Origin of the sequence: Cupriavidus basilensis (genome assembly GCF_000832305.1) — a bacterium.
GTDB lineage: Bacteria > Pseudomonadota > Gammaproteobacteria > Burkholderiales > Burkholderiaceae > Cupriavidus > Cupriavidus basilensis_F.
Genome location: NZ_CP010536.1, coordinates 557,240 through 572,121 on the forward strand (window position 1 = coordinate 557,240; position 14,882 = coordinate 572,121).

The window sequence follows — 14,882 nt, forward strand, 5'->3', positions numbered from 1 at the left end:
AGGGCTGTCCTCAGGCCCCCATTTTTTCCAGCATGACATCAACAAAGCAGGCCTGCTTGGGCAGTGGCCGCGGGTCGCGCGGATAAAGCAGGTGGACCGGCCTTGGTACGGGCATGGCGTCTTCCAGCAGCGGGACCAGCAGCCCGGCGGCTATGTCTGCCGCCAGCAGCACTTCCGGCTGCATCACTACCCCACAGCCAGCCAGTGCCGCGCGCCGCAGCGCCTGGCCGTTGTTGGCCGCGAGCGGCGCCGATGACTTGGGCACCGCAGCACCATCCTCGGGGGCCGGCCACCCCATGCCTTGCGGCCACAACAGATGATTCAAGCAGCGGTGCCCGGCCAGCTCTGCCAGCGTGCGCGGATGGCCCGCTTGCGCGAGGTAGGCCGGCGCCGCGCAGATCGCCATGCGATACGGCCGCAACGGCCGCGCCACCAGATGGTCGGAGCTGGCCAGCGCGCCGATGCGCACGGCAGCGTCGAAACCATCGGCAATCAGGTCGGTGAACGCGTCGTCGAGCACCAGTTCCACCGTGACTTCCGGGTAGCGCAGCAGGTAGGCCGATACCGCTTCGGCTACCGCCGTCTCCCCCAACGTCACTGGTGCGCTCACGCGCAGGCGGCCGCGCGGCTGGCTGTGCAGACGCTCGGCCACGGTTTCCGCTTTGCGCACGCGCTCCAGGATCTGCCGGCATTCCTCCAGGAACAGGTGGCCGGCTTCGGTCAGGCTCTGGCGGCGCGTGCTGCGTTGCAGCAGGCGCACGCCCAGATGCCGCTCCAGTTGGCCGACATGCTTGCCTACCATCACCGCCGACAGGCCAAGCGCATCGGCGCAGGCGCTGAAGCTGCCGGCTTCGGCAGCGGCGGCAAACACTTCCATGCTGCGCAGCTTGTCCATGGATTGCTAATTAAAAATTAGGGATATGCAAAATCCTAGCCCATTTATCCCTCCTTGATCCACTTTCACAATGCATTCCTGATGGCGGTAGAAGGAATGCCGTCTTCCTAAACAACCAGAACCATGGGGAATGCGATGAAGATTATTGTGATCGGAGCCAGCGGAACGCTCGGCCAGGCGGTAGCAGAGAACCTGTCGGCTCGCCACGACGTGGTGCGGGTCGGCAAGTCGCGCGGCGATCATCGGGTCGACCTGACCCGGCCGGAATCCGTGCAGGCCTTGTTTGACGCGACCGGCCGGGTGGACGCGATCGTCGCCACGACCGGAAGCCTGTTTTTCGGGCCGCTCGCGCAGATGCGGGCCGAGGACTTCGAAATCGGGCTGCAGGACAAGTTACTCGGGCAGGTGCGGCTGGCGCTGGTTGGCCAGCATTTCCTGAACGATGGCGGCTCGATCACGCTCACCAGCGGCATTGTCGGCAGCGAGCCGATCCGCATGGGCGCCAATGCCGGCAGCGTCAATGCGGCGCTGGAGGGGTTCGTGCGTAGCGCGGCGCCCGAACTGGAGCGCGGCCTGCGCATCAATGTGGTCAGCCCCACAGTAGTGCAGGAGTCATGGCCCGCGTATGGCGATTTCTTCCCCGGCTTTGAGCCGGTGCCGGCGGCGCGCGTCGCGCTGGCCTTCCAGCGCAGCGTGGAAGGGCCGCGCAGCGGGCATGTCTATCGGGTCTGGTGAGGCTGCGCCAGGGCGGCGGCCAGCGCGGGCGTGAGTTCGAGCGCGCTGTCGCGGATGACCTGGCAGATCGCGTCAAGGTCCGCCAGGTCCAGCACGGGCAAGGCGGTAAGCGCGGCCACCGCCTGCGGCTGGTCGCTGGCGACGGCCATGATGCTCGGCACTTCCGGCCATAGCGGCGGCCTGCCCAGGTCTGGGCGGAACACTTCCAGCTTGGGGAAATCGCTGCGCTTGTAACCCTCCACCAGCACCAGGTCCGTGTCGGCGGGCAGCACGGCCAGCGCATCGGCCAGCTCAGGCGAGGCCTCGGCTTCGGGATAGTGGCGCATCAGCGTGAGGTGCCGCGCGCCCACCAGCACGACATTGGCGCAGCCGGCCTGGCGCATGCGCCAAGAGTCCTTGCCCGGGGTGTCCGGGTCAAAGCCATGGTGGGTGTGCTTGACGCCGGCCACGCGCAGGCCGGCGGCGGCGAAGCGTGGGATCACTTGATCCAGCAACGTGGTCTTGCCGCTGCCGGACGCACCGGAGATGCCGAAAACCTTCACGATGTCGGGGCTTGCGAGGGGATGAAGCGGCGACGATAGCAGAGAAAGGCCGCCGCGGCGCGCATGGCCCCACACGCTGTGTGCGCCGCGCGCGTCGCCTGGCGCACGCACAGGACATCGGCGTGCCTGATAATGTGCCTCATGTCATCGATTCCGCCCCCCCCACGCCCGCCCCGCGCGCCGCCTCCCGGGCTCACCGCGAGCCGCGACGATGCCCGCGCAAGCGCGCCACGGCATGCCGGCCCACTGCGCTCCGAATGGCGCCGCGGCAGGCCTCTGGGCGGCAACGCGGTCCGTTTGCTGCGCGGCGGCAATGCGTTCTTCCCGGCCTTGGTTGCCGCGATCGACCAGGCTGCATTCTCGGTGTCGCTCGAGACCTACATTTACGCCGATGATGCGGTCGGCGCGGCGGTAAGCGATGCGCTGATCCGTGCCGCCGGGCGGGGCGTGGCCGTGCACCTGGTGGTGGACGGTTTCGGCGCCGGCGACATGCCGGCCGGGCTTGCCGAGCACCTGCGCGAGGGCGGTGTGTGCCTCAAGATATTCCGCCCGCTGCGCCGCTTCAGCCTGGCGCGGCGCAACCTGCGCCGGCTGCACCGCAAGCTGGCCGTGATCGACCAGCAGATCGGCTTTGTTGGCGGCATCAACATCATTGACGACAACAACCATGGGCCCTTCGAGAGCACCGGGCTCGGCCCCCGCTACGACTTTGCGGTGGAGGTGCGGGGGCCGCTGGTCAACCAGATCGCGCTGACCGCCGAGCGCCTGTGGTGGCAGCTATCGCTGCGCGGCGAAATGCGCAGCGTGGGCCTGGCGGGGGTGGCGGCGGAGTTTCCGCTGATCACCGACCTGCCGCTGCCGCGCCAGGACCAGGCCGGCGGCATGCGCGCGGTGCTGCTGCTGCGTGACAACCTGCGCAACCGGCGCGCCATCGAACGCGAGTACCTGCAGGCGTTGGGCGGCGCGCGCCGGGAAGTGATCATTGCCAACGCCTACTTCCTGCCTGGGCACAAGATGCGCCGTGCGCTGCTGGCGTGCCGCAAGCGCGGCGTGCGCGTGCGGCTGTTGCTCCAGGGTAGGGTCGAGTACCGTTTGCAGCACTATGCAACCCATTCGCTTTATGCGACCTTGCTCGGCGCCGGCGTGGAAATCTACGAATACGCCGATAGTTTCCTGCACGCCAAGGTGGCCGTGGTCGACGATGCCTGGGCCACGGTGGGCTCCAGCAACATGGACCCGTTCAGCCTGCTGCTGGCCCGCGAGGCCAACGTCGCGGTCTATGACGGTGCGTTTTGCGCCGAGCTGCGCCAGGAGCTGGAGCACGCCATTGCCTCGCGCAGCATCGAGGTCAAGGCCGCCACGCATGCGCGCCGTTCGGCGGTGCGCCGGATGGCGAACTGGGCCGCCTATATGGTGCTGCGTGTCGGCGTGATCATCGCCGGCGTGACAGGGCGCTACTGATCGCGGGACAATGCCGGGGTGGGGTGATGCTGCTATGCATCACTCGCGGCGGCAATGATCGTTATCCCGCTGCGTCGCGGCATGTTGCGGCGCGGGAGCGCGGCCGCTGCGTTTAGAAACCCCGATCTAATTAAAAGCTTGCTGCCAGCGGGCGCGATCACAATAATCTGAACGGTCGTTCTTTTTTGCCTTAGACTGCGTGCATTCGGGTCTGCCAAGCGGTGAAGCAGCCAGCCGGGCAGCGAAAAAAATGCATTACGTCAGGGTCATACGCGGCGCGATCCGTATCGCGCCGCGAAGAACGGAGAAAAAATCATGCGACACCAGTCAGCTCGTCTCGAATCTGCTACTTCCGCGTCCCCCGCGCCCATGCGCAAGGGGGAAATGACGCGCGTGGCCATTCTGGATGCCGCGCTGGAATTGTCGTCCCGCGACGGGCTCGAAGGCTTGACCATCGGGCTGCTCGCGGAACGCATGCAGATGAGCAAAAGCGGCGTGTTCGCGCACTTCGGTTCGCGCGAGGACTTGCAGGTGGAAGTGGTGCGCGAGTATCACCGCCGGTTCGAGCAGGAGGTTTTCTATCCCTCGCTGCACGAGCCGCGCGGGCTGCCGCGCCTGCAGTCCATGGTGCGCCGCTGGATGGAAAAGCGCATCCAGGAAGTGACCACGGGATGCATCTACATCAGCGGGGCGGTGGAGTACGACGACCGCGCGGAAAGCCCGGTGCGTGACGAACTCGTCAAGAGCGTCACCATCTGGCGCGCCGCGCTGACGCGCGCCATCGACCAGGCACGGGAAGAGGGGCACCTGCGTGCGGATTGCGATCCGCGCCTGATGCTGTTCGAAATGTACAGCCTTGAACTAGGCTTGCATCATGACGCCCGCTTCCTGCGCTTGCCCGCGAGTGCCGAGCTTGCCATGGTCGCGCTCAATAAACTGATTCAGTCCTACCGTACCTGACGCCGCCGCGGCGTCCCGTGCCGGATCGTGCACGGGCGGCGTAGCGGCTTTGCAAACCTCCAAGGAGTCTTTGATGGGCCAGTACACCGCACCGTTGCGCGACATGCAGTTCGTGCTCCATGAATTGCTCGGCGTGGAAGCCGAACTCAAGGCGCTGCCGAAGCACGCCGACGTTGACGCGGACACCATCAACCAGGTGCTTGAGCAAGCCGGCAAGTTCTGCTCCGAGGTCGTGTTCCCGCTCAACCAGAGCGGCGACCGCGAAGGCTGTACCTACGTCGGCGACGGCGTGGTGACGGCGCCCAAGGGCTTCAAGGAAGCGTACAAGCAGTACGTGGAAGCCGGCTGGCCGGCACTGGGCTGCGACCCCGAATACGGTGGCCAGGGCCTGCCTATCCTGGTCAACAATGCCTTGTACGAGATGCTGAACTCGGCCAACCAGGCGTGGACCATGTACCCCGGCCTGTCGCACGGCGCGTACGAAGCGCTGCACGCGCACGGCACGCCCGAGCTGCAGAAGGTCTACCTGCCCAAGCTGGTCAGCGGCGAATGGACCGGCACCATGTGCCTGACCGAGCCGCACTGCGGCACCGACCTGGGCATCCTGCGCAGCAAGGCCGAGCCGCAGGCCGATGGCTCCTACACCATTACCGGCACCAAGATCTTCATCTCGGCCGGCGAGCACGATCTTTCCGCCAACATCATCCACCTGGTGCTGGCGCGGCTGCCGGATGCGCCGCAAGGCACCAAAGGCATCTCGCTGTTCGTCGTGCCCAAGTTCGTCCCCGATGCGAGCGGCAATCCGGGCGAGCGCAACGGCATCAAGTGCGGCTCGATCGAGCACAAGATGGGCATCCACGGCAACGCCACCTGCGTGATGAACCTGGACGGCGCGCGCGGCTGGCTGGTGGGTGAGCCCAACAAGGGCCTGAACGCCATGTTCGTGATGATGAACGCTGCCCGCCTGGGCGTGGGCATGCAGGGCCTCGGGCTGACTGAAGTGGCTTACCAGAACTCGCTGGCCTATGCCAAGGACCGCCTGCAGATGCGCGCGCTGACCGGTCCCAAGGCACCGGACAAGCCGGCCGACCCGATCATCGTGCACCCGGACGTGCGCCGCATGCTGCTGACGCAGAAGGCTTTTGCCGAAGGCGGCCGCGCGTTCAGCTACTGGACCGCGCTGCAGATCGACCGCGAACTGTCGCACCCGGACGAGTCCGTGCGCAAGGAAGCGGGCGACCTGGTTGCGTTGCTCACGCCCGTGATCAAGGCCTTCCTGACCGACAACGCGTTCACCGCCACCAACGAAGGCATGCAGGTGTTCGGCGGCCACGGCTACATCGCCGAGTGGGGCATGGAGCAGTATGTGCGTGACGCGCGCATCAACATGATCTACGAAGGCACCAACACCATCCAGGCGCTGGACCTGCTGGGCCGCAAGATCCTGGGCGACATGGGCGCCAAGATGAAGGCCTTCGGCAAGATCGTGCAGGCGTTCGTCGAGGAAGAAGGCACCAACGAAGCCATGCAGGAGTTCGTCAACCCGCTGGCAGACCTGGGCGACAAGGTGCAGAAGCTCACCATGGAAATCGGCATGAAGGCCATGGGCAACCCCGACGAAGTCGGCGCTGCCGCCGTGCCTTACCTGCGCGTGGTGGGCCACCTGGTGTTCTCGTACTTCTGGGCCCGCATGGCTAAGATCGCGCTGGAGAAGGAAGCCAGTGGCGACAAGTTCTACACCACCAAGCTGGCGACCGCACGCTTCTACTTTGCCAGGCTGCTGCCGGAGACGGCATCGCAGATCCGCATGGCACGCGCTGGTTCGGCCACGCTGATGGCGCTGGACGCGGATCTGTTCTGATCAGCCGTCTTGAATTAATACGGTTGACTTAGCGCAGGGGCAGGCTACTGGCTCTGATGGTGTCGATGCCAATGGTGTACTCCCCTCTCCCGCAAGCGGGAGAGGGGAGTACACCCGCGGCAACACCAACGCCAGCGCCAGCGCCACGCGCAGCCAGCCCACCTCATCTCAACGCTCACTTTCCTAGGAGCGCGCATGTCCAATTTCATCGTCAAGAAGGTCGCCGTGCTGGGTGCCGGCGTCATGGGGGCGCAGATCGCCGCCCATCTCGTCAACGCCCGCGTGCCCGTGGTGCTGTTCGACCTGCCGGCCAAGGAAGGCCCCAAGAACGGCATCTCGCTGCGCGCCATCGAGAACCTGAAGAAGCTCTCGCCGGCACCGCTGGGCATCAATGACGAGGCCGGCCTGATCCAGGCCGCCAACTACGAAGACGATCTCGCGCTGCTCAAGGAATGCGACGTGGTGATCGAAGCCATCGCCGAGCGCATGGACTGGAAGCATGACCTGTACAAGAAGGTCGCACCACACCTGGCATCGCACACGATCTTCGCCACCAATACCTCGGGCCTGTCGATCACTGCGCTGTCCGATGGTTTCGACGCGGATCTGAAGTCGCGCTTCTGCGGCGTGCACTTCTTCAACCCGCCGCGCTACATGCACCTGGTGGAGCTGATCCCGACCGCGACCACGCAGCCCGCGATCCTGGACCGCCTGGAAACCTTCCTGACCTCCACGCTTGGCAAGGGCGTGGTGCGGGCCAAGGACACGCCGAACTTCATCGCCAACCGCGTCGGCATCTTCTCGATCCTGGCGGTGTTCGCCGAGGCTGAGAAGTACGGCATCCCCTTCGACGTAGTCGACGACCTGACCGGCTCCAAGCTGGGCCGCGCCAAGTCCGCCACCTTCCGCACCGCCGACGTGGTGGGCCTGGACACCATGGCCCACGTGATCAAGACCATGCAGGACACCCTGATGGACGATCCGTTTGCGCCGGTGTACAAGACGCCCGCCGTGCTCAAGGGGCTGGTGGATGCGGGCGCATTGGGCCAGAAGACCGGCGCCGGCTTCTACAAGAAGGAAGGCAAGGCCATCAAGGTGCTGGACCCCAAGACGGGCCAATACGTCGACTCGGGCAAGAAGGCCGACGAGATCGTGGTGCGCATGCTGAAGAAGGAGCCGGCCGAGCGCATCAAGCTGCTGCGCGAATCCACCAACCCGCAGGCGCAATTCCTGTGGGCGGTGTTCCGCGACGTGTTCCACTACATCGGCGTCTACCTGGAGCAGATTGCCGGCTCCGCCGCCGATATCGACCTGGCGATCCGCTGGGGCTTCGGCTGGAACTCCGGCCCCTTCGAGGACTGGCAATCGGCCGGCTGGAAGCAGGTGGCCGAGTGGGTGAAGGAAGACATCGAAGCCGGCAAGGGCCTGGCCAACGTGGCGCTGCCCGCGTGGGTCTTCGCAGGCCCGGTGGCCGAGAACCAGGGCGTGCATGGCGCGCAGGGTTCGTGGTCGCCCGCCGCGCAAGCCTTCGTGCAGCGCAATGCGTTGCCGGTGTACGCGCGCCAGGTGTTCCGCGCCGCGCTCAAGGGCACCGCCGCAGCCGACCCGCGCAAGGCTGGCCGCACCGTGGAAGAAAACGATGCGGTACGCATCTGGGTGAGCGAGGGCCAGGACGATGTGCTGGTGGTTTCGTTCAAGAGCAAGATGAACACCATCGGCCCGGACGTGACCGATGGCCTGACGCGCGCCATCGACCTGGCGCAAGCCGAGTACAAGGGCCTGGTCGTGTGGCAGCCGACGTCGCTGCAACTGGGCGCGCCGGGTGGCCCGTTCTCCGCGGGCGCCAACCTGGAAGCCGCGATGCCGGCCTTCATGATGGGCGGCGCCAAGGGCATCGAGCCCTTCGTCAAGAAATTCCAGGACGGCATGATGCGGGTGAAGTATTCCGCCGTGCCGGTGGTGTCGGCGGCGTCCGGCATCGCGCTGGGCGGCGGCTGCGAGCTGATGCTGCATTCGGCCAAGCGCGTGGCCGCGCTGGAAACCTATATCGGCCTGGTGGAAGTGGGTGTGGGCCTGGTGCCGGCGGGCGGCGGACTGAAGGAAGCGGCCTTGGCGGCTGCACGCGCGGCACAAGCCGCTGGCAGCACCAACTACCTGCAGTTCCTCACCAACCGTTTCCAGGCGGCCGCCATGGCGAAGGTTTCGGCTTCGGCGCTGGACGCGCAGAAGATGGGCTACCTGCAGCCGTCGGACACCATCGTGTTCAACGTGCATGAGCTGCTCCACGTGGCGCAGAACGAAGTGCGCGCGCTGTCCAACGCGGGCTACCGCGCCCCGGTACCGGGCACGCTGGTGCCGGTGGCGGGCCGCAGCGGCATTGCCACCATCAAGGCGTCGCTGGCCAATATGCGCGACGGCGGCTTCATCTCCGCGCACGACTTCCTGATTGCCAGTCGCATTGCCGAGGCAGTGTGCGGCGGCGACGTGGAAGCCGGCTCGCTGGTCAGCGAGGAATGGTTGCTGGCGCTGGAACGCAAGGCCTTTGTCGACCTGCTCGGCACGGGCAAGACCCAGGAACGCATCATGGGCATGCTGCAGACCGGCAAGCCGGTGCGCAACTAAGGCAAGCGAGGAACCGACATCATGAAACAACTGCAAGACGCATACATCGTTGCCGCGACCCGCACGCCCATCGGCAAGGCTCCCAAGGGCGCGTTCAAGAACACCCGCCCGGACGACCTGCTGGCCACCATCCTGCGCGCGGCCGTGGCGCAGGTGCCTAACCTCGATCCCAGGCTGATCGAAGACGCCATCGTTGGCTGCGCCATCCCCGAGGCGCAGCAGGGCCTGAACGTCGCGCGCATCGGCGCGCTGCTGTCGGGCCTGCCGAACACCGTGGGCGGCATCACCGTCAACCGCTTCTGCGCTTCCGGCCTGTCGGCCGTGGCCATGGCCGCCGACCGCATCCGCGTGGGCGAGTCCGACGTGATGATCGCCGCTGGCGTGGAATCGATGAGCATGGTGCCGATGATGGGCAATTCGCCGTCGATGTCGCCGGAGATCTTCGAGCGCGACGAGAACATCGGCATCGCCTACGGCATGGGCCTGACCGCCGAGAAGGTCGCGCAGAAGTGGCAGGTCAGCCGCGAAGACCAGGATGCTTTCTCGCTCGCTTCGCACCAGAAGGCAATCCGCGCGCAGCAGGCTGGCGACTTCAAGGACGAAATCACCCCGATCGAGATTGTCGAGAAGTTCCCCAACCTGGCCAGCGGCCAGGTCGACGTGAAGACACGCATCATCTCGCTGGACGAAGGCCCGCGTTCGCAGACCTCGATCGAAGGCCTGGGCAAGCTGCGCCCGGTGTTTGCCAACAAAGGCAGCGTCACCGCCGGCAACAGCTCGCAGACTTCGGATGGCGCCGGCGCGCTGATCCTGGTTTCGGAAAAGATCCTCAAGCAGTTCAACCTGGTACCGCTGGCGCGCTTCGTGTCGTTCGCGGTGCGCGGCGTGCCGCCCGAGATCATGGGCATCGGCCCCAAGGAAGCGATTCCCGCGGCGCTCAAGGCAGCCGGCCTCACGCAGGACCAGATGGACTGGATCGAGTTGAACGAAGCCTTTGCCGCGCAGTCGCTGGCGGTGATGCGCGACCTGCAGCTGGACCCGGCCAAGGTCAACCAGATGGGCGGCGCGATTGCGCTGGGCCACCCGCTGGGCGCCACCGGCGCGATCCGTTCGGCCACCGTGGTGCACGCCTTGCGCCGTAACAACCTGAAGTACGGCATGGTCACCATGTGCGTCGGCACCGGCATGGGCGCCGCGGGTATCTTCGAGCGCGTCTGAACGCGCCGTGGGGCAGGCAGCCTGGGCGCCAGGCGCGTTCGTACTGCCTGCCCCCAACTCTCTATCAGGTGAAGAAAGCGGTGCCATAACAAGGAGACAGCTGCCGCCCCGATGCGGCTCACCTGACAGGGAGGAAGCAACAAGATGCAGGAGACACTCATTCTGGCCGACGCCGCGTGCGACATGCCGCGCGCACTGATGGCCGAGCTCGGCGTGCGCACGGTGCCGTTCCGCATTCGCGCGGGCGACCGCTTCGTGGCCGATGTGCGCGACGAGCCGGCCTTGCCGTCGCTCTACGCGCAATACCTGGTCGGCAAGCAGGACCACTACGCCGAATCCATTCCCTTGCTCGAACGCGAGATCGAAGACCACCTGCTCAAGCATGTGGTGACCTCATGCGACCGCGCGCTGCTGCTCACCATCGCCAGCAGCCGCAGCAAGCTGTATGCGCATGCCTCGGGCGCCGTGGTTGGCACCGTGGCCAAGAGCTTCAAGGCACGCAAGGATGCGGGGCGCACGGGGTTGTTCGAGCTCACCGTGATCGACACCGGCGCGATCGGCCCGGGCCAGGCGCTGATCGTGCGCGAGGCGGCACGCATGCTGGGCGGCGGCGCCAGCGCGCAAACGGTGGTGCAGGCCGTGGAGACACGCCTGCGCGACGCCGCGCATATGTTCCTGGTGCCCGACGAGTTGCTCTACATGTACACGCGGGCCAGGCACAAGGGCGAGAACAGCATCACCTGGGGCCGCTACATGCTCGGCAGCGCGTTCAATATCCGCCCCGTCGTGCATATGCATCGTGGCCAGACCGAGCCGGTGGCCAAGGCGCGCGGCGCGGACGAAGGCATGCGCCGCGTGATGGCGCATGCGCAGCAGTGCATTCGCAGCGGCCGCCTGCTGAGTCCGGCGGTAGCGCTGAGCTATGCCGGGCCGCCCGGGGCGATTCAAGCGTTGCCTGCCTATCAGTCGCTCGCGCGCACCGCGCAGCAGCATGACGTGGAGCTGATGCTGGCGCCGATGAGCCTGACGGTGGCGCTCAACGTCGGCGCAAAGGCGTTCGGGATGAGCTATCTTTGCGAGAATCCGCCGGCGTTCGAATGACCGGGTTCCGGCACGGCGGACAAGTCAACCAAGCAGTAAGGAGAAGACGATTTCATGAGCATCCTGACCACCATCGAGCAAGGCATCCTGACCCTTGAATTCGATCGCCTCGACAAGAAGAACGCCATCACGGCGGCGATGTACCAGGCCATGGCCGATGCGCTGCGCGCGGCCGATGCCGACCCCGCCGTGCGCGTCATCGTGATCCGCGGCAAGCCGGAAGTGTTCACCGCGGGCAATGACCTGGAAGACTTCATGCAGCGTCCGCCGACCGCGGGCGAGGGTGACCAGCCGGCGCCTGTATTCCAGTTCCTGCAGCAGATCAGCCAGGCCAGCAAGCCGCTGGTGGCGGCGGTGAGCGGCCCGGCGGTAGGCGTGGGCACCACCATGCTGCTGCATTGCGACCTGGTCTATGTCTCCGAGACGGCCAAGCTGTCGTTGCCGTTCGTGCAACTGGGCCTGTGCCCGGAGGCGGCATCGAGCTTGCTGTTGCCGCGCCTGCTGGGCCACCAGCGCGCGGCCGAGAAACTGATGCTGGGTGAGGCCTTCAGCGCGCAGGAAGCGCTGCAGATCGGCCTGGCCACGCGCGTGCTGCCGGTGGCGGAGCTCAACGAGTTCGTGCACCAGCAGGCGCGCAAGCTAGCTGCGTTGCCGGCTTCGTCGCTCAGGGAAACCAAGCGCCTGATGAAGGGCGGCGAAAAGGCGGCCGTGCAGGCCAAGATGGCGGAGGAGGGCGAAGTGTTCCGGCGCATGCTGCAGGCGCCGGAAGCCAAGGAGGCGTTCAAGGCGTTCTTCGAGAAGCGCCGCCCGGACTTCTCGCAGTTCAGCTAAGGCTCATGGAAACCGCCGCCGCGCACTCAGGCCAGCGGCGTGTCCTTTCCCTTCGGCAGCACGCGCGGCTGGCGTGTATCGTCGGTGGCAACGTAGGTCAGGGTGGCTTCGGTCACCTTGACGATCTCGTTGCTGTGGCGCATGCGTTGCGCATAGACCTCGACCGATACGGTGATCGAGGTGCGGCCCGTCTTCTCGATATCGGCGTAGAAGCTCACCAGGTCGCCGACAAAGACCGGATGCTTGAACAGGAAGGAATTCACCGCCACGGTGGCCACGCGGCCCTGGGCGCGTTCCACCGCCGGGATCGAGCCGGCGATGTCCACCTGGGCCATGATCCAGCCTCCGAAGACGTCGCCATGCACATTGGCATCCGCGGGCATGGGGACCACGCGCAGTGCGGGATTCTTGCCAGGGGGCAGGCAGGGGAGGACGTTGGCTTGATTCATGATGGCTGCTTGATGAGGCTGGATGGGTTGGGGCGGGGTAGGGCGGGCTGCGGCGGAGTGATCTTGCCGCCGCGCGGCCCGGGCGTCGCGGCGCTGCCGTGACGCGCGCTTGCGGTGTGGCGCCGGCTAATTATGTCGATCTCTGCCACAATCGCATATTCGCCCGAATTCTAACGTATGCGACGCTACTCTACGTCGGCCGAGCCGTCCCCCGCCCAGCCTTCTTCCCTCTTCGGCAAATCCAACGTTCCCCGCAGCGATTGGCAGACCGTGCGCAACCTGTTGCCCTATGTCTGGCACTACAAGTGGCGAGTGATCCTGGCGCTGGTGTGCCTGGTGGCGGCCAAGGTGGCCAATCTGGGCGTGCCGGTCCTGATGAAGAAGCTGGTGGACAACATGAATGTTCCCGCCGGCAGCGCGAGCGCGCTGCTGGTGGTGCCGGTGGGGCTGATCGTCGCCTACGGGATACTGCGCTTGTCTGGCACGCTGTTTACCGAGTTGCGCGAGATCCTGTTCTCCAAGGTCACGCAGAGCGCGGTGCGCGAGATCGCGCTGCAGGTGTTCCGCCACCTGCACGCGCTGTCTCTGCGCTTTCACCTGGACCGCCAGACCGGCGGCATGAGCCGCGACATCGAGCGCGGCACGCGCGGCATCCAGTCGCTGATCTCCTACTCGCTCTACAGCATCCTGCCGACCCTGGTCGAGATGGGGCTGGTGATGGGCTTCTTCATCCTGCACTACGATATCTGGTTCGCTGCCATCACGGGCTGCGCGCTGGTGAGCTATATCGTGTTCACCATCGTGGTGACCGAGTGGCGCACGCACTTCCGGCGCAGGATGAACGAGCTGGATTCGCGCGCCAACCAGAAGGCGATCGATTCCCTGCTCAACTTCGAGACCGTCAAGTACTTCGGCAACGAGGAGTACGAGGCCGGCCGCTATGACGAGAACCTGCGCAAGTACCGCACTGCGGCGATCCGCTCGCAAAATTCGCTGTCGTTCCTCAACTTCGGCCAGCAGGCCATCATCGCCACCGGCCTGATCCTGATCTTGTGGCGCGCCACCGTGGGTGTGGCCGCGGGCAAGCTCACGCTGGGCGACCTGGTGCTGGTCAACACGCTGATGATCCAGCTGTACATTCCGCTGAACTTCCTCGGCGTGATCTACCGCGAGATCAAGCAGGCCACCACCGACATGGACCGCATGTTCGTGCTGCTGGGCACCAACCGCGAAGTCGCTGACGCGCCGGACGCCGCGGCCTTGCGCGTGCAGGGCGCGGCGGTGCGTTTCAATCATGTCGGCTTTGGCTACGAGAGCAACCGCGTGATCCTGGACGAGGTGGACTTCGCCATCGCCGCCGGTACCACTACCGCGGTGGTGGGCCACAGCGGCTCGGGCAAGTCCACGCTGGCGCGGCTGCTGTTCCGCTTCTATGACGTGAGCAGCGGCGGCATCGAGATCGACGGCCAGGATATCCGCTCGATCACCCAGGACAGCCTGCGCCGCGCCATCGGCATCGTGCCGCAGGACACCGTGCTGTTCAACGACAGCATCTACTACAACATCGCCTACGGCCGCCCTGACGCCAGCCGCGACGAAGTCATCGAGGCCGCGCGCGCGGCCCAGATCGACGGCTTTATCCGCGATCTGCCGCAGGGTTACGACACGCCGGTGGGCGAGCGCGGCCTCAAGCTGTCGGGCGGGGAGAAGCAGCGTGTGGCCATCGCCCGCACGCTGCTCAAGAACCCGCCCATCCTGGTCTTCGACGAAGCCACTTCGGCGCTCGACTCGCGCACCGAGCAGGCCATTCAGGCCGAACTGATGCGGCTGGCGCAGAACCGCACCACGCTGCTGATCGCGCACCGGCTTTCTACCGTGGTGCATGCTGACCAGATCCTGGTGATGGACCACGGACGCATCATCGAGCGCGGCACCCATGCCGAGCTGATGCGGCTCGATGGCCGCTACGCCGAGATGTGGCGCATCCAGGCGCGCAGCGCGGCACAGAGCGAGGCGCCCGTGGAGGATGCCGCGCTGGCCATCGAAGCTGGCGACGCAACCCAGGACGCCTGACACGGCAATCGCCGGGGCCGCACTGGATTGTCAACAATCCAGTGCGGCAAATCGTCCCGAAACATCCGGTTGCACGAATTTGGTTCGACAATAGGTGGCGTATCAGCCCCATCGTGGTGCGTGTTTGCATGGCA

Annotated in this window: 12 protein-coding genes; 9 read left to right on the top strand and 3 right to left on the bottom strand. The window is 66.0% G+C overall.

Translation table 11 applies throughout. From position 1 onward, the window contains the following. Window positions 1-10: 10 nt before the first annotated feature. Window positions 11-895 carry a LysR family transcriptional regulator gene (locus tag RR42_RS02480; RefSeq protein WP_043343606.1) on the bottom strand — a complete coding sequence of 295 codons (885 nt, stop codon included), beginning with the start codon at window positions 893-895 and terminating at the stop codon, window positions 11-13. A gap of 135 nt (window positions 896-1,030) precedes the next feature. On the opposite strand from RR42_RS02480, the gene RR42_RS02485 reads away from it, so the two are divergent. Then, the gene (locus tag RR42_RS02485) at window positions 1,031-1,630 is read left to right on the top strand and encodes a short chain dehydrogenase (protein ID WP_043351232.1); all 600 of its coding nucleotides are present in this window, start codon (window positions 1,031-1,033) and stop codon (window positions 1,628-1,630) included. Here RR42_RS02485 and mobB read toward each other — a convergent pair. After that, window positions 1,615-2,172, bottom strand: a complete 558-nt coding sequence (gene mobB / locus RR42_RS02490) for a molybdopterin-guanine dinucleotide biosynthesis protein B (protein ID WP_043351233.1) — start codon at window positions 2,170-2,172, stop codon at window positions 1,615-1,617. The two genes, RR42_RS02485 and mobB, sit on opposite strands and share 16 nt — an antisense overlap. 141 nt (window positions 2,173-2,313) lie before the next feature. Here mobB and clsB point away from each other — a divergent pair, with 141 nt between their 5' ends. From clsB to RR42_RS02525, 7 genes are all read left to right on the top strand, one after another. Next, window positions 2,314-3,633, top strand: coding sequence for a cardiolipin synthase ClsB (clsB, locus tag RR42_RS02495; RefSeq protein WP_043343608.1), 1,320 nt, complete (start codon window positions 2,314-2,316; stop codon window positions 3,631-3,633). A 369-nt stretch (window positions 3,634-4,002) separates the two neighbouring features. Continuing rightward, a complete protein-coding gene (locus RR42_RS02500) occupies window positions 4,003-4,593 on the top strand; it encodes a TetR/AcrR family transcriptional regulator (RefSeq protein ID WP_043343612.1) in 591 nt (196 codons plus the stop codon). Window positions 4,594-4,666: 73 nt separating this feature from the next. Continuing rightward, window positions 4,667-6,454, top strand: coding sequence for an acyl-CoA dehydrogenase C-terminal domain-containing protein (locus RR42_RS02505; RefSeq protein ID WP_043343616.1), 1,788 nt, complete (start codon window positions 4,667-4,669; stop codon window positions 6,452-6,454). A gap of 195 nt (window positions 6,455-6,649) precedes the next feature. Beyond that, window positions 6,650-9,076, top strand: a complete 2,427-nt coding sequence (locus RR42_RS02510) for a 3-hydroxyacyl-CoA dehydrogenase/enoyl-CoA hydratase family protein (protein ID WP_043343619.1) — start codon at window positions 6,650-6,652, stop codon at window positions 9,074-9,076. Between the two features lie 18 nt (window positions 9,077-9,094). After that, the gene (locus RR42_RS02515; RefSeq protein ID WP_043343621.1) at window positions 9,095-10,294 is read left to right on the top strand and encodes an acetyl-CoA C-acyltransferase; all 1,200 of its coding nucleotides are present in this window, start codon (window positions 9,095-9,097) and stop codon (window positions 10,292-10,294) included. A gap of 144 nt (window positions 10,295-10,438) precedes the next feature. Next, complete coding sequence (locus RR42_RS02520) at window positions 10,439-11,395, top strand: DegV family protein (RefSeq protein WP_043343623.1); 957 nt, start codon at window positions 10,439-10,441, stop codon at window positions 11,393-11,395. A 54-nt stretch (window positions 11,396-11,449) separates the two neighbouring features. After that, entirely contained in the window at window positions 11,450-12,226 is a 777-nt protein-coding gene (locus RR42_RS02525; RefSeq protein WP_043343625.1) for an enoyl-CoA hydratase, read from the top strand. 26 nt (window positions 12,227-12,252) lie between these two features. Here the strand turns inward: RR42_RS02525 and RR42_RS02530 are convergent, their stop codons facing one another. Next, window positions 12,253-12,675 carry an acyl-CoA thioesterase gene (locus tag RR42_RS02530; protein WP_043343628.1) on the bottom strand — a complete coding sequence of 141 codons (423 nt, stop codon included), beginning with the start codon at window positions 12,673-12,675 and terminating at the stop codon, window positions 12,253-12,255. Between the two features lie 177 nt (window positions 12,676-12,852). Between RR42_RS02530 and RR42_RS02535 the strand changes: the two genes are divergently transcribed. After that, window positions 12,853-14,748, top strand: coding sequence for an ABCB family ABC transporter ATP-binding protein/permease (locus RR42_RS02535; RefSeq protein ID WP_043343629.1), 1,896 nt, complete (start codon window positions 12,853-12,855; stop codon window positions 14,746-14,748). Window positions 14,749-14,882: the final 134 nt, after the last annotated feature.

Coding starts and splice junctions, on each gene's coding strand:
- RR42_RS02480 (WP_043343606.1), bottom strand. CDS start 895: ATGGACAAGCTGCGCAGCATGGAAGTGTTTGCCGCCGCTGCCGAAGCC.
- RR42_RS02485 (WP_043351232.1), top strand. CDS start 1,031: ATGAAGATTATTGTGATCGGAGCCAGCGGAACGCTCGGCCAGGCGGTA.
- clsB (WP_043343608.1), top strand. CDS start 2,314: ATGTCATCGATTCCGCCCCCCCCACGCCCGCCCCGCGCGCCGCCTCCC.
- RR42_RS02500 (WP_043343612.1), top strand. CDS start 4,003: ATGCGCAAGGGGGAAATGACGCGCGTGGCCATTCTGGATGCCGCGCTG.
- RR42_RS02505 (WP_043343616.1), top strand. CDS start 4,667: ATGGGCCAGTACACCGCACCGTTGCGCGACATGCAGTTCGTGCTCCAT.
- RR42_RS02510 (WP_043343619.1), top strand. CDS start 6,650: ATGTCCAATTTCATCGTCAAGAAGGTCGCCGTGCTGGGTGCCGGCGTC.
- RR42_RS02520 (WP_043343623.1), top strand. CDS start 10,439: ATGCAGGAGACACTCATTCTGGCCGACGCCGCGTGCGACATGCCGCGC.
- RR42_RS02525 (WP_043343625.1), top strand. CDS start 11,450: ATGAGCATCCTGACCACCATCGAGCAAGGCATCCTGACCCTTGAATTC.
- RR42_RS02530 (WP_043343628.1), bottom strand. CDS start 12,675: ATGAATCAAGCCAACGTCCTCCCCTGCCTGCCCCCTGGCAAGAATCCC.
- RR42_RS02535 (WP_043343629.1), top strand. CDS start 12,853: ATGCGACGCTACTCTACGTCGGCCGAGCCGTCCCCCGCCCAGCCTTCT.